At 63.9% G+C, this 26,892-nt stretch carries 26 protein-coding genes and 1 tRNA gene; 8 read left to right on the top strand and 19 right to left on the bottom strand.

The features are described from left to right. Positions 1-86: 86 nt before the first annotated feature. Entirely contained in the window at positions 87-455 is a 369-nt protein-coding gene (locus tag ASILVAE211_RS06865) for a hypothetical protein (RefSeq protein ID WP_227320549.1), read from the top strand. Here ASILVAE211_RS06865 and ASILVAE211_RS06860 read toward each other — a convergent pair. From ASILVAE211_RS06860 to ASILVAE211_RS06850, 3 genes are all read right to left on the bottom strand, one after another. Further along, positions 452-1,342, bottom strand: coding sequence for a LysR substrate-binding domain-containing protein (locus tag ASILVAE211_RS06860; protein WP_227320548.1), 891 nt, complete (start codon positions 1,340-1,342; stop codon positions 452-454). The genes ASILVAE211_RS06865 and ASILVAE211_RS06860 overlap by 4 nt on opposite strands. Positions 1,343-1,464: 122 nt before the next feature. Next, positions 1,465-2,484 (bottom strand): UDP-glucose 4-epimerase GalE, encoded by a 1,020-nt coding sequence (galE, locus tag ASILVAE211_RS06855; protein WP_227320547.1) that lies wholly within the window; start codon positions 2,482-2,484, stop codon positions 1,465-1,467. A gap of 183 nt (positions 2,485-2,667) precedes the next feature. Beyond that, positions 2,668-4,371: a VRR-NUC domain-containing protein gene (locus ASILVAE211_RS06850; RefSeq protein ID WP_227320546.1), complete on the bottom strand. Its 1,704-nt coding sequence runs from the start codon at positions 4,369-4,371 to the stop codon at positions 2,668-2,670. A 38-nt stretch (positions 4,372-4,409) separates the two neighbouring features. On the opposite strand from ASILVAE211_RS06850, the gene ASILVAE211_RS06845 reads away from it, so the two are divergent. After that, entirely contained in the window at positions 4,410-5,321 is a 912-nt protein-coding gene (locus tag ASILVAE211_RS06845; protein ID WP_227320545.1) for a bestrophin family protein, read from the top strand. A 111-nt stretch (positions 5,322-5,432) separates the two neighbouring features. Here ASILVAE211_RS06845 and ASILVAE211_RS06840 read toward each other — a convergent pair whose 3' ends face one another. From ASILVAE211_RS06840 to ASILVAE211_RS06795, 10 genes are all read right to left on the bottom strand, one after another. Beyond that, a complete protein-coding gene (locus ASILVAE211_RS06840; protein ID WP_227307200.1) occupies positions 5,433-5,702 on the bottom strand; it encodes an HU family DNA-binding protein in 270 nt (89 codons plus the stop codon). Positions 5,703-5,934: 232 nt separating this feature from the next. After that, the gene (locus tag ASILVAE211_RS06835) at positions 5,935-6,414 is read right to left on the bottom strand and encodes a ribose-5-phosphate isomerase (RefSeq protein ID WP_227320544.1); all 480 of its coding nucleotides are present in this window, start codon (positions 6,412-6,414) and stop codon (positions 5,935-5,937) included. Continuing rightward, the gene (locus tag ASILVAE211_RS06830; protein WP_227320543.1) at positions 6,407-8,125 is read right to left on the bottom strand and encodes a dihydroxyacetone kinase family protein; all 1,719 of its coding nucleotides are present in this window, start codon (positions 8,123-8,125) and stop codon (positions 6,407-6,409) included. Before ASILVAE211_RS06830 ends, ASILVAE211_RS06835 begins: the two co-directional genes overlap by 8 nt. A 72-nt stretch (positions 8,126-8,197) precedes the next feature. Beyond that, positions 8,198-9,169 (bottom strand): D-ribose ABC transporter substrate-binding protein, encoded by a 972-nt coding sequence (locus ASILVAE211_RS06825; RefSeq protein WP_227320542.1) that lies wholly within the window; start codon positions 9,167-9,169, stop codon positions 8,198-8,200. A gap of 73 nt (positions 9,170-9,242) precedes the next feature. Then, positions 9,243-10,331, bottom strand: a complete 1,089-nt coding sequence (locus ASILVAE211_RS06820; RefSeq protein ID WP_227320541.1) for an ABC transporter permease — start codon at positions 10,329-10,331, stop codon at positions 9,243-9,245. A gap of 30 nt (positions 10,332-10,361) precedes the next feature. Beyond that, positions 10,362-11,897: a sugar ABC transporter ATP-binding protein gene (locus ASILVAE211_RS06815; RefSeq protein ID WP_227320540.1), complete on the bottom strand. Its 1,536-nt coding sequence runs from the start codon at positions 11,895-11,897 to the stop codon at positions 10,362-10,364. Further along, positions 11,897-12,553: a DUF2291 family protein gene (locus ASILVAE211_RS06810; protein WP_227320539.1), complete on the bottom strand. Its 657-nt coding sequence runs from the start codon at positions 12,551-12,553 to the stop codon at positions 11,897-11,899. Before ASILVAE211_RS06810 ends, ASILVAE211_RS06815 begins: the two co-directional genes overlap by 1 nt. Positions 12,554-12,782: 229 nt before the next feature. Then, positions 12,783-13,439: a dihydroxyacetone kinase subunit DhaL gene (dhaL, locus tag ASILVAE211_RS06805; RefSeq protein ID WP_227320538.1), complete on the bottom strand. Its 657-nt coding sequence runs from the start codon at positions 13,437-13,439 to the stop codon at positions 12,783-12,785. Between the two features lie 404 nt (positions 13,440-13,843). Further along, a complete protein-coding gene (locus ASILVAE211_RS06800; protein ID WP_227320537.1) occupies positions 13,844-14,338 on the bottom strand; it encodes a hypothetical protein in 495 nt (164 codons plus the stop codon). A 63-nt stretch (positions 14,339-14,401) separates the two neighbouring features. Further along, entirely contained in the window at positions 14,402-14,902 is a 501-nt protein-coding gene (locus ASILVAE211_RS06795; RefSeq protein ID WP_227320536.1) for a hypothetical protein, read from the bottom strand. Between the two features lie 349 nt (positions 14,903-15,251). On the opposite strand from ASILVAE211_RS06795, the gene ASILVAE211_RS06790 reads away from it, so the two are divergent. Then, positions 15,252-16,148: a fructose bisphosphate aldolase gene (locus ASILVAE211_RS06790; RefSeq protein ID WP_227320535.1), complete on the top strand. Its 897-nt coding sequence runs from the start codon at positions 15,252-15,254 to the stop codon at positions 16,146-16,148. 76 nt (positions 16,149-16,224) lie between these two features. Here the strand turns inward: ASILVAE211_RS06790 and ASILVAE211_RS06785 are convergent, their stop codons facing one another. Continuing rightward, positions 16,225-17,220 carry an aldo/keto reductase gene (locus tag ASILVAE211_RS06785; protein WP_227320534.1) on the bottom strand — a complete coding sequence of 332 codons (996 nt, stop codon included), beginning with the start codon at positions 17,218-17,220 and terminating at the stop codon, positions 16,225-16,227. 111 nt (positions 17,221-17,331) lie between these two features. Here ASILVAE211_RS06785 and ASILVAE211_RS06780 point away from each other — a divergent pair, with 111 nt between their 5' ends. Beyond that, positions 17,332-18,264: a LysR family transcriptional regulator gene (locus ASILVAE211_RS06780; protein WP_227320533.1), complete on the top strand. Its 933-nt coding sequence runs from the start codon at positions 17,332-17,334 to the stop codon at positions 18,262-18,264. Here the strand turns inward: ASILVAE211_RS06780 and ASILVAE211_RS06775 are convergent. The 3 genes from ASILVAE211_RS06775 to fghA all read right to left on the bottom strand — a co-directional run bounded on the left by ASILVAE211_RS06775 (position 18,252) and on the right by fghA (position 21,267). Continuing rightward, entirely contained in the window at positions 18,252-19,019 is a 768-nt protein-coding gene (locus ASILVAE211_RS06775; RefSeq protein ID WP_227320532.1) for a glutamine amidotransferase, read from the bottom strand. The genes ASILVAE211_RS06780 and ASILVAE211_RS06775 overlap by 13 nt on opposite strands. Positions 19,020-19,300: 281 nt before the next feature. After that, positions 19,301-20,329 carry an aldo/keto reductase gene (locus tag ASILVAE211_RS06770; protein WP_227320531.1) on the bottom strand — a complete coding sequence of 343 codons (1,029 nt, stop codon included), beginning with the start codon at positions 20,327-20,329 and terminating at the stop codon, positions 19,301-19,303. A gap of 95 nt (positions 20,330-20,424) precedes the next feature. After that, positions 20,425-21,267 (bottom strand): S-formylglutathione hydrolase, encoded by an 843-nt coding sequence (gene fghA / locus ASILVAE211_RS06765; RefSeq protein WP_227320530.1) that lies wholly within the window; start codon positions 21,265-21,267, stop codon positions 20,425-20,427. Between the two features lie 231 nt (positions 21,268-21,498). Between fghA and ASILVAE211_RS06760 the strand changes: the two genes are divergently transcribed. Next, positions 21,499-22,326 carry an ATP-binding cassette domain-containing protein gene (locus ASILVAE211_RS06760; RefSeq protein ID WP_227320529.1) on the top strand — a complete coding sequence of 276 codons (828 nt, stop codon included), beginning with the start codon at positions 21,499-21,501 and terminating at the stop codon, positions 22,324-22,326. A gap of 86 nt (positions 22,327-22,412) precedes the next feature. Here ASILVAE211_RS06760 and ASILVAE211_RS06755 read toward each other — a convergent pair. Next, positions 22,413-22,487, bottom strand: a tRNA-Gly gene (locus ASILVAE211_RS06755). 222 nt (positions 22,488-22,709) lie between these two features. Between ASILVAE211_RS06755 and ASILVAE211_RS06750 the strand changes: the two genes are divergently transcribed. From ASILVAE211_RS06750 to ASILVAE211_RS06740, 3 genes are read left to right on the top strand one after another with little or no spacing between them, the layout of a single operon-like run. Next, complete coding sequence (locus ASILVAE211_RS06750) at positions 22,710-23,639, top strand: tetratricopeptide repeat protein (RefSeq protein WP_227320528.1); 930 nt, start codon at positions 22,710-22,712, stop codon at positions 23,637-23,639. Positions 23,640-23,644: 5 nt separating this feature from the next. Further along, positions 23,645-24,325 carry an LON peptidase substrate-binding domain-containing protein gene (locus ASILVAE211_RS06745; RefSeq protein ID WP_227320527.1) on the top strand — a complete coding sequence of 227 codons (681 nt, stop codon included), beginning with the start codon at positions 23,645-23,647 and terminating at the stop codon, positions 24,323-24,325. A 51-nt stretch (positions 24,326-24,376) separates the two neighbouring features. Beyond that, the gene (locus tag ASILVAE211_RS06740; protein ID WP_227320763.1) at positions 24,377-24,559 is read left to right on the top strand and encodes a Trm112 family protein; all 183 of its coding nucleotides are present in this window, start codon (positions 24,377-24,379) and stop codon (positions 24,557-24,559) included. A 168-nt stretch (positions 24,560-24,727) separates the two neighbouring features. Here ASILVAE211_RS06740 and ASILVAE211_RS26305 read toward each other — a convergent pair whose 3' ends face one another. Next, on the bottom strand, positions 24,728-26,830 hold the full coding sequence (locus ASILVAE211_RS26305; RefSeq protein WP_227320526.1) for an FUSC family protein: 2,103 nt from the start codon (positions 26,828-26,830) through the stop codon (positions 24,728-24,730). Positions 26,831-26,892 lie beyond the last annotated feature (62 nt).

The following is a 26,892-nucleotide window of genomic DNA, read 5'->3' as shown; positions in this document are numbered from 1 at the left end:
TGGCGGCCGGTGCTTAACCTGGCCGCAATATCGGCCTGTCATGCTTCCCCCTCATCCGCAAGGAACGACCTGGGGAGGGATGACCGATGACCTTGCATCACTGGGTGAAGGCGGCGGTCGGGGCAACCTTATGTCTGGCCCTGATGACTGGCTGGCCCGCCCTCGGCCCGGCGCAGGCCGCAAGCGCGCTGAACTGCGCGGCCGCGATGACGCTGGTTTCCCTTCATCCGGGCATAGAGGCGCCGAGCGTGGTGACCGATGTTCTGGCGCAATGGCAGGCGATGGATCGCCAGACCATGGCGGCCGGCCACCCGGCCATCGCCGCGCAGATGGTGAATACGCCTGCGGTCATGACCCTTCTGGCCCGGCAATGTCAGGACAATCCGGGGCAGGCTTTGCAGCAGGCTTCCGCGCAAGTCTATCTGCGCGCGCGGGCGGCGATCGACGGGTTTTAAACCTCGTCGACGGTCTTCGTGCCTTCGGTCAGCAGCCAGTCCCGGAACAGCCGCGCCTGACGGCGCAAGGGGAAGGCGCTGGGCGTGATGAGATAGAATATGCCGATCGTTTCCAGCGGCGCCGGAAAAGGGCGGATCAGTCGTCCCTGTTTCAGCGGAGCCTCGACGAAAGACCCGTGGCTGAGCGCGACGCCGATGCCTTGTTCGGCGAAAGCGAGGGCGGATTCCATGGAGTCGATCTGCAGCACCGATGTCTCGGCATCGGGGGTGACCTTGGCGAGTGTCAGCCATTCCGACCAGCCGCGCCGGTGACCGCCCACATGCAGAAGATGCTGGCTGGCCAAATCCTGGGGCGTGCGCAGCGCGCTGGCCAGTTGCGGCCCGCAGACCGGAAAGACAGGGTCATCCATCAGCACGATGGCATCCAGCCCGCTCATGCGGTCGCTGTCGAAGCTGATCTCGATATCGAATTCGTCCCAGTCCGTATCGACCCCGGCTATGATGGGCGAGATCTGTAGCGAGATTTCGGGATAGGCCGTCAGAAAGCCGCGCAGGCGTGGTGCCAGCCAGTAGGAGACGAAACCGGGTTCGGCGCGCAGCCGCACCGCGCCTTCGCTACCTGAGCCGAAAATATCGGATGTGCCCAGCCGCAGCCTTTCCAGGCTTTCGCGGACGACGCGCAGATAGGCTTCACCCGCATCCGTCAGCCGCACGGCACGCGGCAGGCGGACGAAAAGGCGCTCGCCCAGCTGCTGTTCCAGCATGCGCATATGCTGACTGACGCCAGCCTGAGTCAGGCCCAGTTCCTGCGCGGCCTTGGTGAAACTGAGAAGCCGGGCCGATGCTTCAAAGCTTCGAACCCAGTTGAGGTTAAGAGCGCGCCGCAATTGGGGACCTCGTAGGCAGTGACATCCGCAGGATTTTCAGTGCCTAAATAGGCACGGCTACCCGAGCCCTTGCAAGGGAGTTGCGACAGCCTGCGGGTTGAACCCTGGTCGAGCGGCCTTCTTCAGGCCAGCGCGGGCTCAGCCAGTTTGCGATCGTCGTAGCCCTGGGCATGGGCTTCCCGCCACCGGAAGGCGGTTTCCACCACCGCGTCGAGATCGGTGTAGCGCGGCGACCAGCCGGTATCGGCGCGCAGAGACTCGGCGCCGGCGATCAGCACGGCCGGGTCCCCCAGCCGTCGCGGGGCCAAATGGGCGGGCACCGGCCGGCCGGCGACGCGGCCCACCGATTCGATGATTTCCGTCACCGAATAGCCGCGCCCGGTGCCGACATTATAGCGCACGCTGCGGTGGGTCAGCTGGTCCAGCACGCGGATATGGGCGTCGGCCAGATCCTCGACATGGATATAGTCGCGAATGCAGGTGCCGTCCGGCGTCGGGTAATCATTGCCGAAGATCGCCAGCGGCGGCCGGCGCCCTAGCACCGCGTCGATTGCGAGCGGGATCAGATGCGTCTCCGGGTCGTGATCCTCCCCGATGCGGCCGCGTGCATCGGCGCCGGCAGCATTGAAATAGCGCAGGCAGGCACTGCGCAGGCCACAGATTTCATTGGCCCAGTGCAGCGCGCGTTCGATCATGAACTTGCTTTCGCCATAGGGCGAATGCGGCTCGATGGTGACGGCCTCGTCGATGGGGATGCGTTCGGGCGTGCCGAAGAGATTGGCGGTGGAGGAAAGGACGAAGCGCGAGACCTTGTGGCGCACACAGGCCTCGATCAGCTTCATGCCGTTCACGCCATTCTCGAGCAGATATTTGAAGGGGAGCTTCATGCTCTCCCCCACGAGGGACAGAGACGCGAAATGGAAGACGGCGTCCCAGGGGCCGTCGCTCAGAATGTCGTCGACGGCCTGGGCGTCCGATAGGTCGGCCACGATCAGCTTAGCCCCCGGCAGCACGGCCGCGCGATGGCCAAGCGACAGGTTGTCCAGCACCGTGACGTCGGCATCCTGTTCCAGAAGAGCCGCGACAAGGTGACTGCCGACGAAGCCGGCGCCGCCGGTCACCAGAAAGCGCTTGCGGCTCATGGGCGAGGACCTCGTTACAGAATTGTTGCCGTGACAGGACGTGGTTTTACCAATCCGGTCTGCGGTGCGTCAATCGGCTGAAAAGATGCGCGGCCTTCGATCTAAATAAGTAGGTTGTGTCTTTAAAAACATCACGAGAGGGTGACTGGTTTTTTCTTAGCCGGAATAATATTCGGCGCTTGTTTACGGCCTGACGACATTGTCGATAGAGACGCAAAGGCCGGATGCTTCAAAGAACGTCACCCACTCATATTGCGCGGGGGAGAGCTGGTCGCTCTCCGATTTGACTTCAACAAAGCGATAGCGGTTGTCCTTCCAGAGAAACAGATCGGGAAATCCGCGCGCATGATGACGGATATCCTGCGCGAAGCGGCGCAGCACGGCGGCCAGGCCGGTCGGGGGCAATCGCTCGATAAGGGCTAAAACGCAATGAATGACATCGTCCTGCCAGGGGACGAAGGGATTGGTCAGGCCGCGTTTGGTGGTAAACGTCGTCTGCGCGAGTGACAGTGCCTGCCCGTTCTGCGCCAGTTCCGCCAGTCGCGTTTCGATGGCATTGGCCCGACGTTTATAAAAATCGATATCGTAAAGATCTGACGGCGCGGTCTGCAATGGCGAATGAAAGGTGCCAGGGCCGGTATCGTAAATGCTGTCCCAGAGCAGAAGGCCGAAGGTCGCGTTCCATAGCCAGTTTTCGGCATGAATGCCGTTCCAGCCGCGTGCGCGGTAATGCAGGAGCGTTGCCTCTTCAACCGTATCGGCTGCATGCGTCAGATGCACGATGCGGCCCAGTTTCTGCAGGCTGCGGGCGTCGCTGGTCTGTCGGACCCGCGATAGCCGGCGTTGCAGATGCCGCGCGGCATAGGCTTCCTCCGTGCTGCGGGGGGCGGCCAGCATGGCGTCGACCAGGCGTTTGGCCTCGGCGCGGCGTCCGTCTTTCAGCAATAACCGGGCATGGCGGTCGCGCACCTTGCCCTGCGGGCTTGCGGTGTAAAGCGCGAGGGCGAGCGCGGGTTCGCGCGCGCGTTCCAGCAATCGCCCCAGCCGGTCGATCAGCCGGTCGAAGACCGCCTGGCCGGCTGTCAGAGCGCCGCGATCTATCCCCTGGCTCTGCCACCATGCGAGAGTCTCGGCGGCGCTGGCAGTCTCGCGGATGACGCGAAATTCCGCATAAAGATTGGCCATGCGAAAGGCATCCGTTGCTTCGGTGCGGCTGTGGAAGCGGATGGCAAGCTGATCCGGCGCCATCGCCTCGGGTGTCAGGAAGCCAAGTTCGCGCACCACGAAATCGGAGAGATTGTCCCGCAACTCGCCGAAGAACAGAAAGCGGAGAAAAGGCCAAGCGTCCTTGGCCGGCAACCGGACGACGCGGTAACGGGCCAGAAGCCCGGCCAGCCAGTCATCCCGCGCATCCCAATCATGAAGCCAAGCCAGCAATGCGCCGCGTTGCTTGGGTGCCGCGACATCTCTCGGCCGCAGCGCGGCCGTCAGCTCGGGCAAGGTGAAGCAGCGGAGCAGTGGGTCGCTATCTTCGCCCGTCTGGCAGCTGTGCAGCAGGTCAGCAGCCTGCAACTCGGCGATGGCAGGCGCCAAAGCGGCAATCTCGGGATAGCGCAGCTTGTCGACCCGGAAGCAGGGGCCAAGCCGATTGGCCAGGCGCGCATAAAGCATCTGCGCCGGCAGGGTCAGACCCCGCAGGCGGTCGATATGCCGCGCCTCGTCCTCCGACAGCAGGAAGCCGTAGCGCGCCGCCACGGACCTCAGCACCTGCATGAAATGGTCCAGGTAATAGGGCAGCGGCGCGGGTTGCATTGCCGACCCATCCCAGGGATGACTAATCCCCAGGTCTTTATCCTCGACCTGATCCGGCTCGGCTTCGCCGCGCATCAGCCTCCCCAATCACCCGCCAAAAGCAGATTGCGCCTATGATCGTACGTCCTCATCCCAGTCCCATCAGCCTGCTGTTCATCCTGCGCGGGTCGATCATTCGCGCGATTGTCGCGGAGCTGGTGGTCGTCTTCCTGGCCGCCGCCTGCGTCACCGGGGTCTACCATCTCAGGCCGATGTGGTTTTCCGGAATCAGCCTGGCGCCCTTTACCCTACTGGGTCTTGCGCTCTCGATCTTCCTGGGTTTCCGCAACAATGCCTGTTACCAGCGCTGGTGGGAAGCCCGCCAGCAATGGGGCCAGCTGATTGCCGAGACCCGGTCCTTCATGCGTGATCTTGGCGCCCTTCTGCCGGGTCAGGAGGAGCGACGGCAGCGCCTGGGGCGCCGCGCCGTTGCTTTCGCCCATGCGCTGCGCTGCCAGTTGCGGGGCGAGCCGCTGGAGGCGGCGCAGCCCTGGCTGCCCGCGCAGGACTGGGCGGCCCTTGCGGCGCTGAGAGGCAAGCCGGGCGAAATCCTCAATATCCAGTCGCGTGAGATCGCCGGGGCGCTGCGCGACGGCGCGATGACCGATATCCTGTATCGGCTTTTTTCCGAGCGTCTGGCGGTGATGGGTAATATTCAGGCTGCCTGCGAACGCCTGCAGTCCACGCCGACGCCTTTCGCCTATACGCTGCTTCTGCACCGCACCGCCTGGCTGTTCTGCCTTCTGGCGCCGATCGGCATTGCCTCCACCCTGGGATGGATGACGCCATTCGCAACGGTCGTGCTGGCCTATGCGTTTTTTGGACTTGATGCGCTGGGGCAGGAGCTTCAGGAACCCTTCGAACGGACGGCCAATGCCGTGCCGCTGGACGCGCTGGCGCGCATCATTGAGATTTCTGTCCTGGAAGCCTTGGGGGAGACAGAGATTCCGAAACCGCTACAGCCGCAGGATTTCGTTCTGCTCTAGATACTTACCAAACGCCAATGATCAGCGTGTCGGTGGCCGCTGATAGAGGCGGACCAGCGCCCTACCGCCCTTGCGGGTCGGTGGGGCGCCTATCCTGAGAGGCGGAGAGCCTCAGACGTCTTTCTTCAGCGACGGGCTGGCCTTGAAGCGGACGGTCTTGCCGGCCTTAACCTTCACCGGCTCGCCGGTGCGCGGGTTCAGAGCCTTGCGGGCCTTGGTCTTCTTCACCGTGAAGGTGCCGAAGGACGGCAGGGTGAAGCCGCCGGTCGTCTTCAGCTGATGCACGATGGAGTCCACAAGGGCGCTCGCGGCGCGGTTGGCCGCAACACCGGTGCAATCAAGAGACTCCTGAAGAACGGAGGCGAGGAAGGCTTTGCTCATGTCTCAAAATCCTGAGTTTGACGGGTGCCGGCCCTAATGTAGTTTCCAGCACCGTGCAAGCCCTTCCGAGATTCAAAGAATGCTGGCTTGGGCTGCGTCAATTGCGTGGCGGCTGAAACTTGGCAGTGGGGTCGCGGGACGGCGGGGTTTCAGCGCTGGCGCGCCTTGCGGTCAGACATGAAAAAGGGGACCTGCCTGGCGGCAGATCCCCTTGCCATGCATCGCGATCACATCAGCAACGGCTGGCATATTCCGATTCATAGGCGCTGATGGCTGCCACTTTGGAGGCAGAGGCCGAGCTTTCGTCGAAGCGATGGGCCAGCCACTCCTTCACCAGAACCCGGGCAAGTTCCAGGCCGATGACGCGCTCGCCCAGGCAAAGGACCTGTGCATTATTGCTCAGGATCGCGCGCTGGACCGAGAAGGGGTCATGCGCCGTCACGGCGCGAATGCCGGGCACCTTATTGGCGCTGATGGCGACGCCAAGGCCGGTGCCGCAGATCAGCAGGGCGCGATCGGCGCGGCCTTCGGCCACCATCCGCCCTGCCGTTACCGCGACATGCGGATAGGCCGTCTTGTCATCACCGCTGACGCCGATATCGATGACCTCGGCGACACGCGGATCTTTCCGCAAGTCCGCAGCCAGGGCTTCGCGGAAGCGCGTGCCGGCATCGTCACATCCGATGACGATGGTAAATTTTTGCTCAGACATCGGTCTCTCCCATGAATTCCAGAACGACGCGGCTGCAAAGGGCGAAGGACACAGCCCCCGCATCCGGGTGGCCAAGGCTGCGCTCGGCCAGGGGGCGGGCCCGGCCCAGGCGCGGGATCAGTTGTTTTGTGCCCTCGGCGCCTTGTTCCGCCGCCGCAGCGCCGGCCGCCCAGGCCCTCGGCAAAGCTTCGCCTGCGGCCATGGCCGCACCGAGCGCGTCCACAAACGGCACAAAGGCATCGACCAGGGTTTTATCGCCCGGACGGGCGCGTCCCAGCGTCAGCACGCTGTCGAGCGCCTGGCGCGCCGCCTTCGCGACAGCGGCACCGTCAGCCGACGTTTGATCGGTCAGTGCGCGGCTGGCGGCCAGCAGGCCAAGGCCCCAGATGGCGCCGGAGGTGCCGCCCGCGCGGTCGGCCCAGGCATTGGCGGCAGCGGCCAGCACGCTTGCCGCCCCTGCGCCGGCCTCGGCGGCCCGCTGCGCGGCGGCAGCACCGGCGGCCGAGCCGCGGGCCATGCCCTGGCCGTGGTCGCCGTCGCCCGCTTGGGCGTCGATGCGGCCCAGTTCGGCCTCGGCGTCTTTCAGGGCTGCGGCGAGCCGGGCGAAGCCGGCGGCGATTCGCTGTCCATCGGCCTGCGATTCGGCGCTGCCCGGCGCGATCGGAGCGTCCACCACCTCAGCGGTCAGGGCGTCGATGTCTGCCGGTTCTGCGTCGATGCGGCCGACCGCCAGCACGGCGGTATCGCAGGGGGCAAGCCAGAAGCCCTCAAGCTCGTCGTTCAGCCAGGTCAGGGTCAGCGAGCAGCCTTCCATGTCGAGGCTGGTGACATATTCGCCGACGAGCGGAGCGACCGCGACCAGACCATGCGCCTTCAGTTTGGCGGCGACGCTGGTCCAGAGAACGAAGAGTTCTTCCTGCTTGGTGCTACCGAGCCCGTTGAGGATGACGGCAACACGCTGTCCAGCGCCCTCTGGTGCTTCCTGCACCAGCCGGTCCACCAATAGCGCAGCGAGGTCTGCCGCCGGCAGGATCGGGCTCTCGGCGATACCGGGTTCGCCATGAATGCCCAGCCCGATGGCCATGCGGCCGTGCGGCACGGTAAAGAGCGGCCCATCGGCACCCGGCAGGGTGCAGCCGCCGAAGGCGACACCGAAGGAGCGCGTGCGGTCATTGGCAAGGCGCGCGACGCGCTCAACGGCGTCGAGGGAGAGGCCGGCTTCCGCTGCGGCCCCGGCAATCTTGAAGACCGCGACATCGCCCGCGACGCCACGGCGCTTAGGCATTTCCTCGGCGGATGCGCTGGCAACGTCGTCGGTGATGGCCAGCGTGCGCGCGTCGATGCCGCCGCTGCGCAGCCGCTCAGCCGCCGCGCCGAAGTTCAGCACGTCACCGGCGTAATTGCCGTAGCCCAGGATGACGCCGCCGCCGCGATGCGCTTTTGCCGCAACGTCATGAACCAGACGGGTGGAGGGGGAGGCGAAGACGTCGCCTGCAACCGCCGCATCGGCGAAGCCGGGCCCGACATAGCCGGCGAAAGCCGGGTAATGCCCGCTGCCGCCGCCGATGACGAGCGCGACCTTGCCGGGCTCGGTTTTCGTCGCGCGCAGCACGCCTCCGGGGGTGGCGCGCACCAGACGGGCGTGAATATCACAGAACCCGTGAAGCGCCGCAGCCGCGAAATCGTCAGGGTCGTCGAATAGATGGGTCATGGGAATAATCTGCCCTAGCGAAGCGGAATCCGGTGCGGGAGCATCGCGGTGCGATGCTCCCGCAGTCGCAAGTTACTGCTTCAGCGTGAAGGGGGCCACGAAATCGCCGACATTATCCTTGGTGATAAGGATGCAGTCGAACAGCTGCTTCTCGGCCGAGGCGCCGGTCTTGCCGGTCTTGAGGAATTCATCGGCCTCATCGACCGCCTTCTTGGAGAAGATGGCGACCGGCTGCAGCACGGTATATTGCAGCTCACCGGCCTTGATAGCGGCAACCGCGTCCGGCGAACCGTCGAAACCGCCGACCTTGATCGAGCCGATCTTGCCGGCTTCCTTCAGGGCGGCGATGGCGCCGAGCGCCATTTCGTCATTGCCGCTGATGACGCCGATGATATCGGGATGCGCCTGCAACATGCTCTGCATCTTGTCATGACCCTGGGTGCGGTCCCAGTTGGCGACCTGAGAGGCCGTCTTCACCAAGCCGGGATACTGGCTCAGCACCGTTTCGTAGCCGTTGGAGCGCGTGGCGGCGTTGTTGTCGGAGGGCGCGCCGAGCAGTTCGGCATAATTGCCCTGCTGGCCGACATCCTTCACCCATTCCTGCGCACCGATTGCGGCGCCCTGGGCGTTGTTGGAGACGAGCTGCGCTTTGGCCAGGCCCTGCTGGTTGATTTCGGCATTGACCAGGAACACGGGAATGCCGGCGGCGACCGCCTTCTTGACGGCGCCGATGGAGCCGGACGCATTGGCGGGGTCAAGGATGATGGCGACCGACTTATTGGTGATCGCGGTGTCGATCAGGTTGCTTTCGGAATTGGTGTCGCCCTTGTTGGCGCCGACGGTGGCCTTGTAGCCCAGCGCTTCGGCTTCGGCCTGGGCAACCTTGCCTTCCGTCAGCCAGTAGTTATTGGCCGGGTCGTTGACGATGATGGAGATGAGGCCGCCGGCGGCGTGTGCGGCGGTGGGCGCCACAAAGGCACCCGTGGCGAGCGGGGCTGCCAGCGTCATGGCCGTCAGCATCCAGGCTTTGGTCTTCTTGGACATGGTCGTTCCCTTTGTTTGTAGCAGGCTCTGCCGGTTGCCCGGCTATTCTCTCACCGTCGCGGTCTGGCCTGGGTCAGGCGGGCTTGCCGGTTTGCTGAGGAGAAGCTTTCGGCGCGGGTTTGGCGCGCTTCTTGTACTGAACGGCATTCAGCAGCACCGCGAGGACGATGACCCCGCCGGTGAAGACCGTCTGCCAGTAGGAGGAGATGCCGATGATCACCAGGCCATCGGACAGGAAGCCGATGACGAAGGCGCCCAGCAGGGTGCCACGAATATTGCCGCGTCCGCCGGTCAGCGCCGCGCCGCCGATAACGACGGCGGCAATCGCCGTGAGCTCGTAGGACGTGCCGGCGGTCGGACCGGCCGAAGTCAGCTGCGAGGACAGGATCAACCCGGCAATGGCGGCGCAGACGCCCGACGCCATATAGACCAGGATCTGCACGCGCTTGGTCGGCACGCCCGACAATTCGGCCGCACGCTCGTTTCCGCCCGAGGCATAGAGCCAGCGGCCGAAGGCGGTGCGGTTCAGCATCAGGCTGCCGATGATGGCGATGACGATCATCACCAGCACGCCGATGGGAACATTGAACAGCCGGTTGAAGCCCAGCCAGTTGAAGCCGGTATTGCCGAGATCGGCCTGGCCGCTGAGATTGTTGTAGGTCAGGCCGTTGGTGATGAGCAGGGCGATGCCGCGCACCACATACATCACGCCCAGCGTGGCCACGAAGGCCGGCACCTTGAAGCGGGCGATCAGCACGCCGTTGACAAGGCCCACCACCGCGCCAAGCGCGCAGGACAGCACGACGACCACCCAGACCGAGGGATACAGCGTCACGCCCAGCGCTTTCAGCGTCACGCCCTGCATCAGGAAGCCGGCGATGATGCCTGACAGGCCAAGCGTGGAACCGACCGACAGATCAATGCCGCCGTTCAGGATGACCAGCAGCATGCCCATGGCGAGAATGGCATAGATCGCGACATGCGAGGCCATGGTCAGGAAATTGCCGACCGAAAAGTAATAGGGCGACAGGAAGGAGAAGACGATGATGATCGCGATCAGGGCGAAGAAGGCGCGGCCCTTCAGCAACATCTGGCCGATATCGAAGCCGTCGCTGAAAAGACCGGACCGGCTGCGCTGAAGCGTCTGGCTGGTGTTGCTCATGCTATGTTCCGCTACTCTGTGCGATCTGTGTCAGGCGACCACGGCTTCGCCGGAGGCGGCCATGATCTCTTCCTTGGTGGCGTCAGCGCTGAATTCGGCCGCGATCTTGCCGCGGCTCATGACGACGATCCGATGCGCGATACTGAGGCATTCGCCGACTTCGGAGGTCGAGTAGATGACGGCGAGGCCGGTTTTGGCGCGTTCGGCCAGAAGCTTGAAGACTTCCGCCTTGGCGCCGACATCGATGCCACGGCTCGGCTCGTCCAGCATGATGACGCGGGGATGGGTCGCCAGCATCTTGCCGATGACGACTTTCTGCTGATTGCCGCCCGACAGTGAGCCGATCGGCGCTTCACCGCCGGAGGTCTTGACCGTCACGTCTTTGATCGACTGCTGGATAAGGCTACGTTCCAGACCGGTCGACAAAAACAGACCGCGCACGAAATTGGTGATGCTGGCCAAAGACAGGTTTTCACCCACCGACATGGTCTGCACCAGGCCGTCGCGCTGGCGGTCTTCCGGAACCAGCGCCAGGCCTTCGGCGATACGCTGGGCAATCGTCAACCGCGACACGTCTCGGCCCTCAAGCAGAACTTGCCCGCCGGCTTTCTGCACGCGGCCGGCGACGCATTCCAGCAATTCGGTGCGGCCTGCGCCCATCAATCCGTAGATGCAGACGATTTCCCCGGCGCGGACATCGAGCGACAGGTGATCGACCGACAGTGTATCGGGTAGCGCGCCCGGAACGCTGATATCGCGGATGGAGAGCGCAACCTCGCCGAATTCATAGCCTGTCGGCGGGGAGCCGAGATCGAAATTCTCGCCCACCATATTGCGGACGATCCATTCCAGATCGATGTCGCGGGCCTCGGCCGTGGCGGTGATATTGCCATCGCGCAGAACCACCGCGTAATCGGTGATCTGCAAAGCTTCTTCCAAATGATGCGAAATATAGACGATGGAGACGCCGCGCGCCGTTAGGTCACGGATGACCTTGAACAGAACCTCAACCTCGCTCGCGCTCAGCGCGGAAGTGGGCTCGTCCATGATCAGGATTCGGGAATCGACGGACAGCGCCCGGGCAATTTCGACGATCTGCTGCTGGCCGAGGCGCAATTCCTCGACCGGGGTCAGCGGGTCGATCTCTTCTTCCAATTCCTCCATGAGCAGCTGCGCCTGGCGCGCTTCCTCGGCGAAATTGACCCCCGTGGGCGTCATGATTTCGCGGCCCATGAAGATATTGTCGCGCACGCTCAGATTGGGCGCGAGGCTGAGTTCCTGATGGATGATGGAAATACCGTGATCGCGCGCTTCGGTGGAATTGGCGAAATGCACCGGCTTGCCGTCCAGCGTGATGGTGCCGCTGGTGGGGTTGATAACCCCCGACAGGATCTTCATCAGCGTCGACTTACCGGCGCCGTTTTCGCCGAATAGCGTTGTTACCTTGCCGCGATGGATGTCGAAATTCACGCCCTTCAGGGCATGGGTATTGCCGTAGGATTTGACGACGTCGCGGGCCGAGAGAACGACATCTGGCGCGAGGTAGGAGCTGGGTAGTTGATCCATCACTGCACCTCGACCTTGACCGGGGTGATCAGCCAGCTGTTCGGCACCACATACTGGAAGGAGCCGACGACATTGACCGTCTTGCCGGTGAGGTTCTTGGTATCGATCTTGCCCAGAACCTGCTTTTTGATCTCGTTATTCAGCGATGACCCGGCATTCTGGTAGTCGATCTGATTGGTGAACTGCCCGAAGTTGATCTGGCCGGTAGCGTCGCGCACCGCCGTGCCGTTGATCGCCGGGCCCATCTGCACGCGCACGAAAAGATTGTCCGGCACGCCGGCGATCTTCATGAAATAGATGCCGAAATTGCCCTTGCCGACGACGGCCGTGAACTTGACCGAATATTCGGTGCCGATATCGGCGGCGAGGCCGTATTGCTTGGCCGCAGCCGCCGGATCCTTGGCGATGGCGGCTGCCAGCGTTGCGGCATCCACGGCCTTGGCCTCGATCGCGGACTGGATTTTCGGAAATTCGCTCTGGCCGTAGGTCGCGGGGTCGAAGGCGCCCGGCGTCGCATCGGCCTGGCTGCCGATCTTCACGATCTTCGTGTTCAGCGCCATGGCAATGACGAGCACGACCACGACACCGCCGCCGATCAGGCGGCGCAAGGCGGGGGAGGTGCGGGCAACGGTGCGGGTGGCGGTATTTGCGCTCATGACATCAAACCGTATGGAAATGGGGCAGGTCGCCGCATGGCCTGACCGCGTGAAGGGCGCGGGCGGCGGGCGGCACGAAGAGGCGCGTCATGGCTATACGCATCCCGGACATCTCTGTTCTTTTGGCGGGCAAAAGAGACAAGGCCCGCAACGGAAAAGAAGACTGGGGACTTGCGTCCCTTCTTGTCGACGGCAGTCAAAGGGGCAAGCGATGCTTGCCCCTTTTTGGTCAGGTCGCGAGCTGTTTGATCAGCCCTGCGGCCAGGGTTTCCAAAATCATGTCACAGGACGCGGCGCCGGCATCCAGCGTGCCGCGCGAACGCTCACCCAGGCGGCTGGCGCGGCCGACCTTGGCCACCATGTCGCGCGTCGCTTCCAGCCCGGCGGCGGCGGCGGTTTGTAAGGCCTCGAGCGCTTCGGTGAAGCTTTTGCCTTCGGCGACAGCGGCATTGAAGGCCTGGCTTGCGGGAACGATGACATCCACCAGGGTCTTGTCGCCCGGCTTCGCTTCGCCCAGCCCTTGAACGGCGGCGAGGCCGGCTGCCAGCATCGCGGAAAAGTCGGCGGCGTCCAGGCTGTCCTTGCCGTCCAATACTTCGCTCATATCGGTAAAGAAGGTGCCGTAGAGCGGACCCATGGACCCGCCGATATCGCTCAGCAGCGTGTCGCCCAGCAGTGCCAGACCTTCCGGCAGCGTAAAGGACGGCAGGGCGCGCAGACGCTCACCGGCGATGCGAAAGCCTTTGCCCATATTGACACCATGATCGCCATCGCCGGTCTGGCCGTCGATTTCGCTCAACTTGCCCTGTTCGCGGACGATGATGTCGGCCAGATCAAACATGACCGGGGCGGCGGATTGCAGATTGACGGAGGAAGCGCTGCTCACGCTTGCATCTCCGCAGATAGAATGTGCTGCCTCAGCATATGAGGACCGCCTCCCGTTATCTTATCTTCATTAGTTGCAGACATTCTCCGTCGCGCCCGTGCAAATGTCAACTGGCCGGCACACATGCGCAGTGCCGATCCGGTCGCGAAACCTTGACCTCGGTAGGCAATGGGGGAATTTGGGGTAAGCCTCCGGCGTTTGCGCCGGTTTTTACGTCATGATGTCGCAGACTGTCTGTCTGCCGGCCCGATGCAGCGTGAACGTCTGATCGGCCTATGAGATTTTGCTCTGCACAATTTCACCGGCCGGGCTTCGTCCTTTGCCCAAAATAAAACCGCGACAGCCCTGTGGGCTGCCGCGGTTGCCGTGCCGAACAGAAAGGCGATTGCGGTTCCGGCCGAGACTCAGTGAATGGAGAGGGAGGCGGGGCTGACCGAGACCGCCTGCCAGCGGCGGCCAGGTGACGCCGTGACGGTTGCGCCATTGAAGACATGGCCGCTGTCAGACAGCGCGATGGCGACGCGATTGGCATGGTCGCACCCCGCCATAGCAGCGAATTCGGTGGTGATGCGCGTCAGCTTCTCGAAAGCTTCCTCATGCTGCTCGCGCTGCTGCAGCGCGAAAATGTCGATGAGCGCGGCTTCATCCTCGCTGAACATGGAATTGCAGACGCAATTGACTTCCAGGCTGCGGTTGGCGCCACGGCTGAGCGCCTGCATGAAATGGTCGAAATGGAAACAGGCTTCGGAGGCGCGCAGCTGGTCGAACACGCCCTGGATGCTGTCGCTCACATCCCGCCTGCGGCAATGGCCCAGCACCCAGGCGCGCATCGTCCATAACAGGCTGTTTTCAAGCTGGGGGAGATTGTCGCAAAGTCCGACATATCTGTTCATGAGCATGACGAAAAATCCTTGTCGGGCCGACACGGTCGTGATCGACGGTCAGGGGGATGGCTGCGGCTTTCAGGGCCACATGATATCGGCGCGGTCCCAGGTCGTGCTGCGGCGGCGGGCGACCGACAGCGCCGGGCCGGGCAGGCGGCGGCAATCGCTGTCCGGTTTCGGCAGCCAGTAGCCATGCGTGGCCAGAACGGCGCCCAGCATGGAAGCGGCATCGGCGAGCGCGGAGACCAGCGCGGGATGCGGGCAGAGCATGGCCGTCAACTCGCTCAGAACGGCGTCGTCTTCGGCCTGGGCGGCGGCTGCGGCGCGCAGCAGGTGGCGTTCCTCCACCGTCATGCCCAGCTGGCTGAGTGGCGCGATATCCAGGCCCGCGCCACGTCGGGCCGTGAAGTCCCGGTTGATATCCCGAAAGAGCGCGATGATGGATTGCAGATCGCGCCAGTGATCCCGGTGACCCGTCATCCAGACACTGAAGGGCAGTCCGGGGCCGCGTCTGGCGCTGCGGATAATCCACAAGGCCAATTGCTCGGCCTGACTGCCTTTTTCGTCGCTATCAGTCATCATTCGCCTCTATCGCGGCATGGTCAGCGGCGCGTCGTGGGGCTGCGTCGTGTAAAATTGCGAACGATTCGCAATTGCAGGCTAACCGAGGGCTTCTGCCTCCGTCAAGGAATGATAGTGATAATCATTATCAATATTTTCGAAGCCCTGGCGTGGAGCCGTATCGACGCCAGGCCTCACAAAACCGGGAGCGGGGCTGGTTTGCGGGTGCGTCTTCGCTGGCCTTGGCGGAAAGGCCAAGATTGCGGGGGCAGGATGCCTATGCCAAAACCCTCGGGCGCTTGGACGGGGCATCCGGTCGTACCGAGACCCTGTTTGTTCCTCGTGACCGCTCTCAAGGACCGTGATCATGGCCGATGAAAAAATGCTGACGCAGATGGCTCAGAAAGGCGGCTTCATCGCCGCGCTGGATCAAAGCGGCGGGTCCACGCCTGGGGCGCTCCGGGCCTATGGCATTCCGGACAGCGCCTATAGCGGCGATGCCGAAATGTTCCAGCTGATGCATGAGATGCGCGTCCGCATCATGACGGCACCCGCCTTCACCGGCGATAAGGTGATCGGCGCCATCCTGTTTGAGAAGACAATGGATGGCGAGGCCGAAGGCAAGCCGGTTCCGTCCTTTATGTGGGAAGAGCGCGGCGTCGTTCCCTTCCTGAAGATGGACAAGGGTCTGGAAGCCGAGGCCGACGGCGTCAGCCTTATGAAGCCGATCCCCGGCCTGGACCCGCTGCTGGAACGCGCGGTCAAGCTTGGCGTTTTCGGCACCAAGATGCGCTCGACCATCAATCTGGCCTCGCCCACCGGCGTTGCCGCCATCGTCGCCCAGCAGTTCGAAATCGCGGCGCAGATTTCGGCCCATGGGCTGATGCCGATCATCGAGCCGGAAGTGCTGATCAAGAGCCCGCAGAAGGCCGAGGCTGAGGCTCTGCTGCAGCAGGAAATCCTGAAGGCGCTGGATGCCCTGCCGGCGGGCCGTCAGGTGATGCTGAAGCTGACCATCCCGACCGTGCCGGATTTCTATAAGCCGCTGGTCGAGCACGCGAAGGTCGTGCGCGTCGTGGCGCTGTCGGGTGGCTATTCCCGCACCGATGCCTGCCAGCATCTGGCGGCGAACCACGGCATGATCGCCAGCTTCTCCCGCGCGCTGACGGAAGGGCTGACCAAGCAGATGAGCGACGCCGAATTCAACGCCGCCATCGGCGCGGCTATCTCGGAAATCTACACGGCCTCGACCGTCAAGGTCTGAGCCCAAAAGGTTCCCCATGAAAAAGCCCGGCGGGAGCAATCCCGCCGGGCTTTTTCTTTGAAGATTTCGTGTCGTTCTACAGCGCCGGGCGCTGGGTCGGGGGCGCCATGAATTCCGGCCCGATCGGCTCCCGCACGGTGCGGGCCAGGATGGCGTCGATGTCCTTCTTGGTCTCAGCGTCGAGCGACCAGCCGCTGACGGCGGCGATCGCCTCCAGCTGGCGCGGATGGCGCGCACCCCACAGCGCGATCGTCGGGCCCTGGTCCAGAACCCAGCGCACGGCTAGCGCCAGCACATCCTTGCCGAAGCGTTCCTTCGCGAGCTTGTCCAGTTCTGCCACCGCAGCGGCGTAGCGCGGCAGCGTGTCAGGCTGGAATTTCGGGTCGCGGTTGCGCAGATCGTCGCCGTTGAACTTGGTCTCGGCGGTGATGCGGCCGCTGAGCAGGCCACGGCAAAGGGCACCGTAGCTCAGCACCGTCAGGCCGTTTTCAGCCGAATAGGGCAGCACGTCCGCTTCGATGCCGCGCTCGAACAGGTTATAGGGCGGCTGCACGGCATCCAGCCGGGCGACCTTGGCGAAAGCGGCCATCTGGGCGGGCGAATAATTGCTGACGCCGATGGCGCGAATTTTCCCCTTGTCCAGCAGGCTTTGCAGAACGGCCGCCGTCTCCTCGAAAGGCGTTTCCAGGTCCGGCCAATGAACCTGATAGAGGTCGATCACATCCGTCTGCAGGCGACGCAGCGAGTCATCGATTTCCTGCTCGATACGGGCGCTGCGGCTGTCGCGGAACACCTTGCCGTCCGACCAGGCGAGCCCGACCTTGGTCGCGATCTGCGCCTTCGCGCGCAGGCCGCCTTCGGCCAGGGCTTTGCCGACGATTTCTTCCGAATTGCCGAAACCGTAGACCGGGGCGGTGTCGATCAGGGTCACGCCCATTTCGACGGCCGAGCGGATGGTCGCGATGGCTTCCTTCTCATCGGTGCCGCCCCACATCCAGCCGCCGATGGCCCAGGTGCCGAGACCGACGCGGGACGTGACGACCCCGCTTTTGCCGATTGTCATGGTTTCCATGATTCTTCTCCGATCAGATGAGTCCGATGGCCCTGGATATAATGCGTTGTGTCCCAAGCACAGCCGTAGGAGGCTGAGCCGAATTCAGTAACCGCATGAGGGCAGTTCACAATGCCGCTGCTCGACCGCTCGACCTTGGCCGATCTCAACGCCTTTTCCACTATTTTGCGCCATCGCAGCCTGCGCGGCGCGGCCATTGAAATGGGGGTTACCGCTTCGGCTCTCAGCCATGCCATCCGCCGGTTGGAGACCCGGTTGAACGCGAAGCTGTTGAACCGGACCACGCGCTCCGTCGCGCCGACGGTGCTGGGCCTGGATCTGGCGCGGGCGCTGGAAAGCGGCTTTGGCATTATCGACGATGCGCTGCGGGTGGCGGCCGGCACCCAGGCTGAAGTTTTGGGCGAAATCCGCCTCAATGTGCCGGCGGATGCCGCTGTTTTGCTGCTGCAACCAGCCTTGCCGGCTTTCGCAGCCAAAACGCCAGGCACGCGATTGACGGTCAGTGTGGATAATCGGCCGGTCGATATCGTGGCCGAAGGTTTTGACGCCGGTATCCGCTACGGCGACGCCGTGGCGCAGGATATGATCGCCATCCCGCTGACCGGCGCCCTGCGCTGGGTCTTGGCGGCAAGCCCGGCCTATCTGGCGCGCATGGGCCGGCCGGACAGCCCGGAGGACTTGCAGCAGCATCACTGCATTCGCCTGATGCTGGGCAATAATGCCGTCTATCGCTGGGAATTGGGGGATGGCGCTGCGATGATGCGGGTCGACGTGCCGGGCATGCTGACCTTCAACGACACGCAGACCTCGCTCACCGCCATCCGTGGCGGCTTAGGCATCGGCTATGTGCTGGAAGCCCTGATAGCGGATGATCTCAAAACCGGAGCGCTGGAAGTCGTGCTGCCCACCTGGTCATCTCAAGGCGCGGGCTTCTGCCTCTATTATCCCAGCAGGCGGCAGAGCCATCCGGCTCTGGCGCGGTTGATCGCCATCATGCGTCGGCAATGGAACGATCGCACCGCGCCGGATGGTCAGGCCGTGTGAGACAGCCAGCCCAATAGGTTACGCCACAGCTTGCCGTAGCCGTCCCAGGCGACGAAGTCGTTCGGCACCCAATGCGGTCCGATATCGGAGGCCCAGGCGGCCGTCCGACCGCGACCATGGCCGCCTGTGACGAGCAGCGGATGCCCGCCTTCCTCGGCCGGCAGTCGGGCGAGAATCTCGGTGCCCGGCTTGGCTTCGATCTCGTTCGCGCCCAGCAGAACCGGCCAGGGGCCGGTGATGCCGGACAGGATCGGATGCTCGGGCATCAGGATATCGGCCTGAAATCCCTCGGGCACTTCAAGACGGTCGTCATAGGGCAGACAGGTCACGGGCAGGGCGTCTTCCACCGGCGTGCGGCGCCAGCGGGCCTTTCCGTCGATCCCCTGGAAGCTGAAATAGCCGCCGATCATGGCCAGGCCACCGCCGGCGGCTGTCCAGTCGCGGATGAGCTTGAGGCGATTGGGCACCGGCTTGCCCTGAAGCCAGACGGACTGCGGCAGCAGCAGCGTATTGGCACCGATATCGGACAGCAAAATCACCTGATATTGCTGCAATTCTTCCAGTGCGAAGGGGAATTTCTCCGCCGCTTCGTGCGACGGCATATAGGTCAGTTCAAAAGGGCTGTCCTTCAGTACCGCCACCAGGGGTTCCGCGCCCAGATGAAAGGTAACGCTGCCGAATTGGTCGAAACCTTTCAAATGCGTAGCGGTCGTGACCCAGCTTTCGCCGACCAGCAATACCTTCGTTCTTGCCATGGGATGCGCGCTCCTTGTGCGGTGAAACACGGCGCGCAGCGTCGTGCGAAGAACCTGACGACCCCTTACCGATGGCAGTGTATGGATCGTTTCAGTAGACCGGCCCACCCATCGGGCAGCCCATCTTCATCGTCAATACAAAAGCGACTGCCCCGGAATGCGCTTCAGGCAGTCTAGACCTGTTGCAATGGCTTGTGTGTTTCGACTTCGAACTAAAACCGATTGGTTTTCACGTGCCGCTCCTCGTCCGCGAAACCTGCGCGACCATGCCGTTTCGGGTGTCAGCCGCCGGCTGTGACAAGGTCGAGATCAGTCCAAAGATTGTCCGGCAGGTCCATTTCGAACCACGCGATATTCTGCAGCAATTGCGCTGTGGTCTGCGCGCCGATGACGACGGTTGCGATGCCGGCATGGCGCAGCGGAAACTGGATGGCGGCGGCGGCCAGCGGAATAGCATAGTCCGCGCAGACGGCGCGCAACGCGTCCACGCGGGCGACAATCGCGCTCGGCGCATCGACATAGTTGAACTTTTGTGCGCCACCCGGCGGCGCGGCCAGAATGCCGGAATTGAAGGCCCCGCCGAGGGCAATGGCGACGTGGCGCTTTTCGGCCAGGGGGAGAAACGTCTCTGCGGCTGAACGGTCGAGCAGGGTATAGCGGCCAGCCAGCAGGCAGGCATCGAGGTCGGTTTCCTCCAGCGCCTCTCGAATGATTTCCCATTCGTTAACGCCAAGGCCGAAGCCCGCAATGTCGCCATGCGCCTTCAATTCGGCCAAGGCGCGGAAGCCGCCGCCCCTGGTCAGGGCGGACCAGTGATGGGCCTGCCGGTCACCATGCGTCACGGGGCCGATGTCATGGACATACAGAAGATCAAGTTTGCGCAGACCCAAGCGCTGCTGGCTGTCGTCGAAGCTGCGCATGACGCCGTCATAGCTGTAGTCGAAGACCTCCCGGAACGGCAGGGCGTTCTGGAAGCCGGCATCAAACGGGTTTTTCGGCGGCTCGGGCGGCAAAGCGCGCCCGGCCCGTTCGGTCGTCATAAGCCGGCCGACCTTGGTCGAGACGACAAAATCCTCGGTCTTTTCTTGCAACAGTCGGCCGAGCAGGTGTTCCGACCGTGTCAGCCCATACATCGGCGCGCTGTCGAAATAGCGGAGGCCAGCATCCCAGCCGGTTTCCAGAACCGACATCGCGTCAGCGGCCGAGACCGGCGTGTAAAGCCCGCCGAGGGGCGCGGTGCCGAGGCCAAGCGCCGTCACGGTCAGCCCCGTTTTGCCGAATGCGCGGGGTGTCTTGGCTTTCATGGTCATGCGTCCGTCCCTGGCCCGATCTCCACCGCCATGCTGTGCGGCGGTGTTTGTTTGGGCCAGAGAGTGGCGGCAAGCCTTGCCCCCGGCAAGAGGCGTCAGCCTTGTGCCAGCCTCGCCGCGTGCCAGCGCAGATGGTCTTCGATGAAACTGGCGATGAAGTAATAGGAATGATCGTAGCCGTCCTGACGGCGCAGCGTCAGCGGAATGCCGGCCTTGTCGCAGGCGGCTTCCAGCAGCTCCGGCTTCAGCTGATCGGCCAGGAACTTATCGGCCAGGCCCTGATCGACCAGAATATCGGCGATTTTGGCACCATCCTCGATCAGCGCCACGGCATCATGGCCACGCCAGGCGGCGCGATCCGGCCCGAGATAGCCGCCCAGGGCCTTTTCGCCCCAGGCGCATTGGCTGGGGGCGACGATCGGCGCGAAGGCGGAGGTCGCGCGGAAGCGGCCGGGGTTGCGGAGCGATAGCGTGAGGGCGCCATGACCGCCCATGGAATGGCCCATGATGGATTGTCGCGTCATATCGACGGGCAGGGCGCTGGCGACGGCGCGCGGCAGGTCCTGAAGGATGTAGTCCGCCATCTTGTAATGGCGGGTCCAGGGCAGGGCGGTCGCATTCAGATAGAAGCCGGCACCGAGGCCGAAATCATAGGCGCCTTCGGCATCATCCGGCACGCCTTCGCCGCGCGGCGAGGTATCGGGGGCGATCAGGATCAGGCCAAGCTCGGCCGCGACCCGCTGGGCACCGGCCTTGACCGTGAAATTCTCTTCCGTGCAGGTGAGGCCGGCCAGGAAATAGACGACCGGCAAGGTCTCGCCGATGCCGTGCGGCGGCACGAAGGCCGCGAAAGTCATCGGCGTTCCCGTCGCCTCCGAGCTGTGGCGGAAGACATATTGCACGCCACCGAACAGGCGCGCGGCTGAGATCTGGTCCATGAGCGGTCACCATCAAGCGAATAGGCCGGCACCATGCCGCAGATCGCGACCCGATATAAGGTGTGGCACAGGGGCAGGGTTGCCGCATCCCACTGGCCGGCAGTAAGAGTGAATGCGAATGCGTCGCATTTTTGATAAACGGACAGACCCCTGACGATTGGCCGGTATCGGCTCCCTTATTGATGATATGACAAGCGTGCCTGCGTCCGTGTCGGCACCGGAGAAGCTGTGATGCAGGCTGTCCTTTCCGCGCCATCCATCGATCATGTTGTTGATGGCGCATCACCGCTGTTCGCTTTGCACGAGGCAAGCTTCACGGTGGAGGGGCGATGCCTGTTGCAGCCGCTGACGCTGACATTGCCGGCGCGGCGCGTTATCGCCCTGATCGGCCATAACGGCTCCGGCAAATCCACGCTGTTGAAGCTCCTGGCGCGGCAGGAAACAATGACCGGTGGGCGCATCGCCTTTGCCGGCCAAGATCTTGGTGACTGGGGTGATCGGCCTTTCGCGCGCAAGCTTGCCTATCTGCCGCAGCAGACGCCGGCTGCCCCCGGCATCCTGGTGCGGGAACTGGTCGCCCTTGGGCGCTATCCCTGGCACGGTGCGCTGGGCCGTTTCGGCCAGACGGATCGGGAGAAGGTGGCCGAGGCGATGGCCTTGACCGGCATCGGCCCGCTGGCGGACCGGCTTGTCGATACGCTGTCGGGCGGGGAGCGGCAGCGGGTCTGGCTGGCCATGCTGGTGGCACAGGATGCCGAATGCCTGCTGCTGGATGAGCCGATCGCCGCCCTCGACATTGCCCATCAGGTGGAGGTGCTGGACCTTGTCCATCGTCTGGCGCGGGAGCGGGGCCTGGGCATCGTCATCGTGCTGCATGACGTGAACATGGCGGCGCGCTTCTGCGATGACGTCATCGCGCTGAAGGGCGGGCATATGATTGCGCGCGGCACGCCGGAGGAGATCATGCAACCCGAGCAATTGCAGGCGATCTACGGTCTGCCGTTGGGCATTCTGCGCCATCCGGCGACGGGCCGCCCGATCAGCTATGTTCTCGATTGAGACATGAATGGCCTAGAAAGACAAAAAGCACCCGAAGGTGCTTTTATCTGCCGGCTATCTCACCATCTGAATTCTGGTGGGATAGTTGGAGCGGGCGATGGGATTCGAACCCACGACCCCAACCTTGGCAAGGTTGTGCTCTACCCCTGAGCTACGCCCGCGCTCCGTTGAGCCGGGTTCTAAGCGGGTTACGATCTGATTGCAAGACCACTCCGGCCTTGCCGCCATGCGTCAGCCCCTCTAGCTCAATCTGCCGTTTTCAGCTCCGCGAACCGGCTCGGCCATTCATATGAGGCCGGTCCATGTCAGAGGTTTGGGCTGGCCGCGATCCGCATTATGATCGGTCCCAACGACGACCGACGACCATAGAGAGAAGCACAGTCATGGACCTTATCGGCCAGCCCGCCGCCACGCCCGCCACCGGTCCCACGATTATCGATGGCAATCAGGCGACCTTCATGCAGGACGTGATCGAGGCCTCGCGCCAGATTCCGGTTCTGGTCGATTTCTGGGCGACCTGGTGCGGCCCCTGCAAAACCCTGACGCCGACGCTGGAAAAGGTGGTGACGGCGGCCGGTGGCCGCGTCCGTTTGGTTAAGATCGACGTGGATGCCAATCGGGCGCTGGTCGCCCAGCTCAGCCAGCTTGGCCTGCCGCTGCAATCCGTGCCGACGGTCGCGGCCTTCTGGCAGGGCCAGATCGCCGATATCTTCCAGGGCGGCTTGCCGGAAAGCGAAGTGCGCCGCTTCGTCGAGGCGCTGCTGAAGATGGCGGGTGGCACCATGCCGGCGGCCGATCTGCTGGCCGCCGCCCGCGCGGCGCAGGAAGAAGGCGATATCGAAAGCGCGGCCGAGTTGTATCAGGCCATGCTGCAGGAAGAGCCGGAGAAGCCGGAAGCCTGGGGCGGGCTGATCCGCTGCTTCCTGGCGGCGGGACGGGAAGAGGAAGCGGAAGCGCTGCTGGCGGAAGTGCCGGCCAAGATCGTGGATCATGCCGAAGTCGCCGGCGCGCGCAGCGCCCTGCTGCTTGCCATCGAAGGCAAGCAGGCCAGCGGCCAGTTGCGCGAACTGGAAGCACGCCTTGCCGCCGATGCCGACGATCATGAAGCCCGCTATGAACTCGCGACCGCGCTGAACGCGACCGACCGGCGCGCGGAAGCGGCGGCGGCGCTGCTCGACATCATGAAGCGCCAGCGCGGCTGGAACGAGGACGCGGCGCGGCTGCAATTGCTGAAGTTCTTCGAGGCCTGGGGCCTGGATGACCCGGCCACCATGGCGGCGCGCCGCAAGCTGTCCGCCCTGCTGTTCAGCTGACCGTCATGGCCTCGGGCATAAGGGCGTTTCATCCTGTCCTGGGTGAATTGCCGGCCGAGATTCCGGTCTTTCCGCTGTCCGGCGCCATGCTGCTGCCGGGCGGCCGCCTGCCGCTGAATATTTTCGAGCCGCGCTATCTGGCCATGGTCGAGGATGCTTTGGCGGGCGGGCGCATGTTCGGGATGATTCAGCCGGATAGCCTCAAGCCCGGGGATGCCAAAGGCCCCGGCCTGTTCGGCATCGGCTGCCTGGGCCGTGTCACCAGCTTCGCGGAAACAGAGGACGGCCGTTTGGCGATCGCACTTCTCGGCGTCACGCGCTTTGCGGCGACGGAGGAGGTGGAGATGCGGCGCGGCTATAGGCGGCTGCGCGTGTCCTACGAGCCCTTCGCCCAGGATTTGCAGGAAACGGATGAGGGTATCGGCCTGCCGCGCCAGGGTCTGCTCGCCAGCCTGCGGCTCTATTTCGACAGGCAGAAACTGACCGCCGACTGGGATGCGATCAATGAACTGGACGATCAGACCCTGCTGACCAGCCTCTGCATGATGTGTCCCTTCTCGCCGTCCGAGAAACAGGCCCTGCTGGAAGCGGATACGCTGACGACGCGGGCCATGACCTTGGCCACCCTGCTGGAATTCGGCCAGCACCAAACCGATAGCGAGGGCAGCGACCCTCGGTTCAGCTGAAGGAGACTTGGCGTGAGTGATGTAACGGGTGGCGCTGCCGAAGAGACGGCCGTGCCGAACCAGCCGGTCGATCCCCGGCTGCTGGAAATTCTGGTTTGTCCCTTGAGCAAGCAACCGCTGATCTATGACCGCGAGCGTGACGAACTCATCAGCCGGGCGGCAGGCCTTGCCTATCCCATTCGTGGCGGCATTCCCATCATGCTGCCGGACGAGGCGCGCGCGCTGGAAGATTAGAGCGACTCAGTATGACGTAGAATTATCCCGTCCCATGTCTTGCCCGGCTTCATGCCGGGCATCTACCCGCCTGGGCGCCCAAACGGCGTTCAGGCGCCGCGACGGGTAGACCCGCAGCTGAAGCCGCGGGTGACGATAGGGAAGGTTTCAGTCTCAACCTGAAAAACTTTAACGCCGCAATTTCGGCATCGCGCCGGCGATCAATTCGATCTGCCGCGCGATGCGCCTGAGACTATCGGCGACCGGTTCGTCCGGTGGCGCATCCAGCGCCGGGCGCGGCGGTAGGGTTAGGCTGGCCACGCGCCCCGGGCCATCGTCCAGAATGCGCGCGGCGCAATCCGCGCACCATTGCCGCCATTGCAAGATGATTTCGATGGGAACCGGCGGCGGCTTGCCTTCGGCGATCTCGCCCGCCCAGGACACGCGCAGGACGGTGGAGCGGCCCATGATGCGCCGCAAGGCCGCGTCTATGGTCAGCGCGGCATTCACATGGTTGCCGGAGATCAGGCGCGGCTCCAGCATGCTGCGGCTGAGAGCCGACTCCAGCGTGTTGCTGGTAATGCCGCATTGGCGGCGGCCGCTGTCCCAATGCGCCATGTCGGTGTCGCCCAGCATCAATCCCAAGGTTCCGTCGACGAGTTTGGCATGGGCGGCGATGGCGCCGTGCACTTCCTCCATGGCGCGTTGCGGCTGACGGCCAGGCCACAAAGCAAGGCTGCAAACCAAAGCGAGCAAGCCGCCGATGACGGTATAGAGCGCGCGCATCAGGGCGATGGTGATTTCGGACGCGCCGGGCGCGGAAGACTCAACCAGCAGAATGACCATCGGCGTCAGCGCGGACAGAAACAGCCCGAAGCTGACCCGCCGCAGCGTGAAGGCGATGACGGCGAGGGGAAACATCGCCAGGCTGACGGTCAGCGGCGTATGCAGGAACAGGCTGAGACCCGAGGCGATCAGGCCGCCCAGCACCGTGCCGCCGATGCGCTCCAGCATGCGCTGCCATGTCAGGCTGAAATGCGGCTGCATCGTCATCAGCAGTGTGATGGTCAGCCAGCGTTCGTATTCATGCTCCTGGTGCAGCGTATAGGAGAGGCACAGGATAGCGGCGAAGCCGGCCATCCCGGCATGGCGCAGATGCGACGATGCCCGGTGCAGATTGCTGAGGATCGGCCCCAGCACGCGCTCGGGCCATGGCAGCGCCGAGCGCCCGTCCATGAAGCTTCCGGGATTGAGGTTTTCCGGCGCCGTCAGGCTGGCGGCGACGAAAAGGCGCTCGGCAATGGTTTCCACCAGCTTGCGCAGCGGATCATAGGGCGGCAGTTCGCCAATATAGCCGCGCACGCCGTTCAGGCTTTTCGTCAGGCGCGGCAGGTCGATGCTTTCATCCGTATCGATGGCATGAGCGATCGAGAGCATGTCTTGCCGCAGATGCCGCAGGATGCGCCCGGCGCGGGTTTGATTGACGCGGCGGCCGGCTTCCAGAAGATCGGCCACGCCGCTGAGCGCGGCAAAGGCCTGATCGGCGGCTTCCAGCCGCAGCCATGCGCGCGAAACACGCGGGCCGCTGCCATGGCTGCGGGCCAGCGCCAGAACATCGGTGCGGGCGGTTTCGATAACGACGCGACCGCCGCCGCGAAAGACCCGCGCATTCTGCTCCCAGCGCGCGGCGGCCAGCGGTGCGTCCAGCCGCAAAGCCAGGATTTCCCGCATGTCCTGGGTCATGGCGGCGAGTGACCGGTAGCAATCGCCGATGACATGGCGGAAGGGCAGCGTGGTCTGGATGCGCCAGATGACGCTGGTCAGAAAAATCGCCCAAAGACATCCGATAAAGAACATGCCGCCAGAGATCAGAGCCGTAGGCAGGCTCGGCTGCGGCACGTCGACCGCCAGCACGATCCAGACGGAGAGCAGATTGCCGACCTGCATGCCAGCCGGGCCGTAGACGCGGGCGAAACTCGCCATGAAGATCGCGATTCCGGCCAAGGGAATGGCAAGATAGAGGCCCTGCGCGCGGGCGAGCCCGAAGAGCACGCCGATGGCCGCACCCAAAACCGCGAAAGCGAACAGCGCCGGCAGCCGCTCGCGCCCCGGCGTGCCGGCATCGGCCAGGCAGGTCAGCAGCGCGCCGAGGGCGGTCAGCAGAAGCAGCGGAAAATCGAACCAGGCGTGCAGCACCACGAGTGCGGCGACCGAAAGCCCCGCGCGCACACCTTCCTGCAGGCTGAAAGCCGCGAAATCGACGGCGAAGGAGGAGCGCTTGAGGGCGGTCACGTCGGCTGGGAAACTTCCAATAAAAAAGGCCGCGCGGCGAACCGCGCGGCCTTGGGTAAGCG

It is taken from the genome of Acidisoma silvae (genome assembly GCF_020618775.1).
Lineage (GTDB): Bacteria > Pseudomonadota > Alphaproteobacteria > Acetobacterales > Acetobacteraceae > Acidisoma > Acidisoma silvae.
This window is presented reverse-complemented; position numbering and strand designations above follow the sequence as displayed.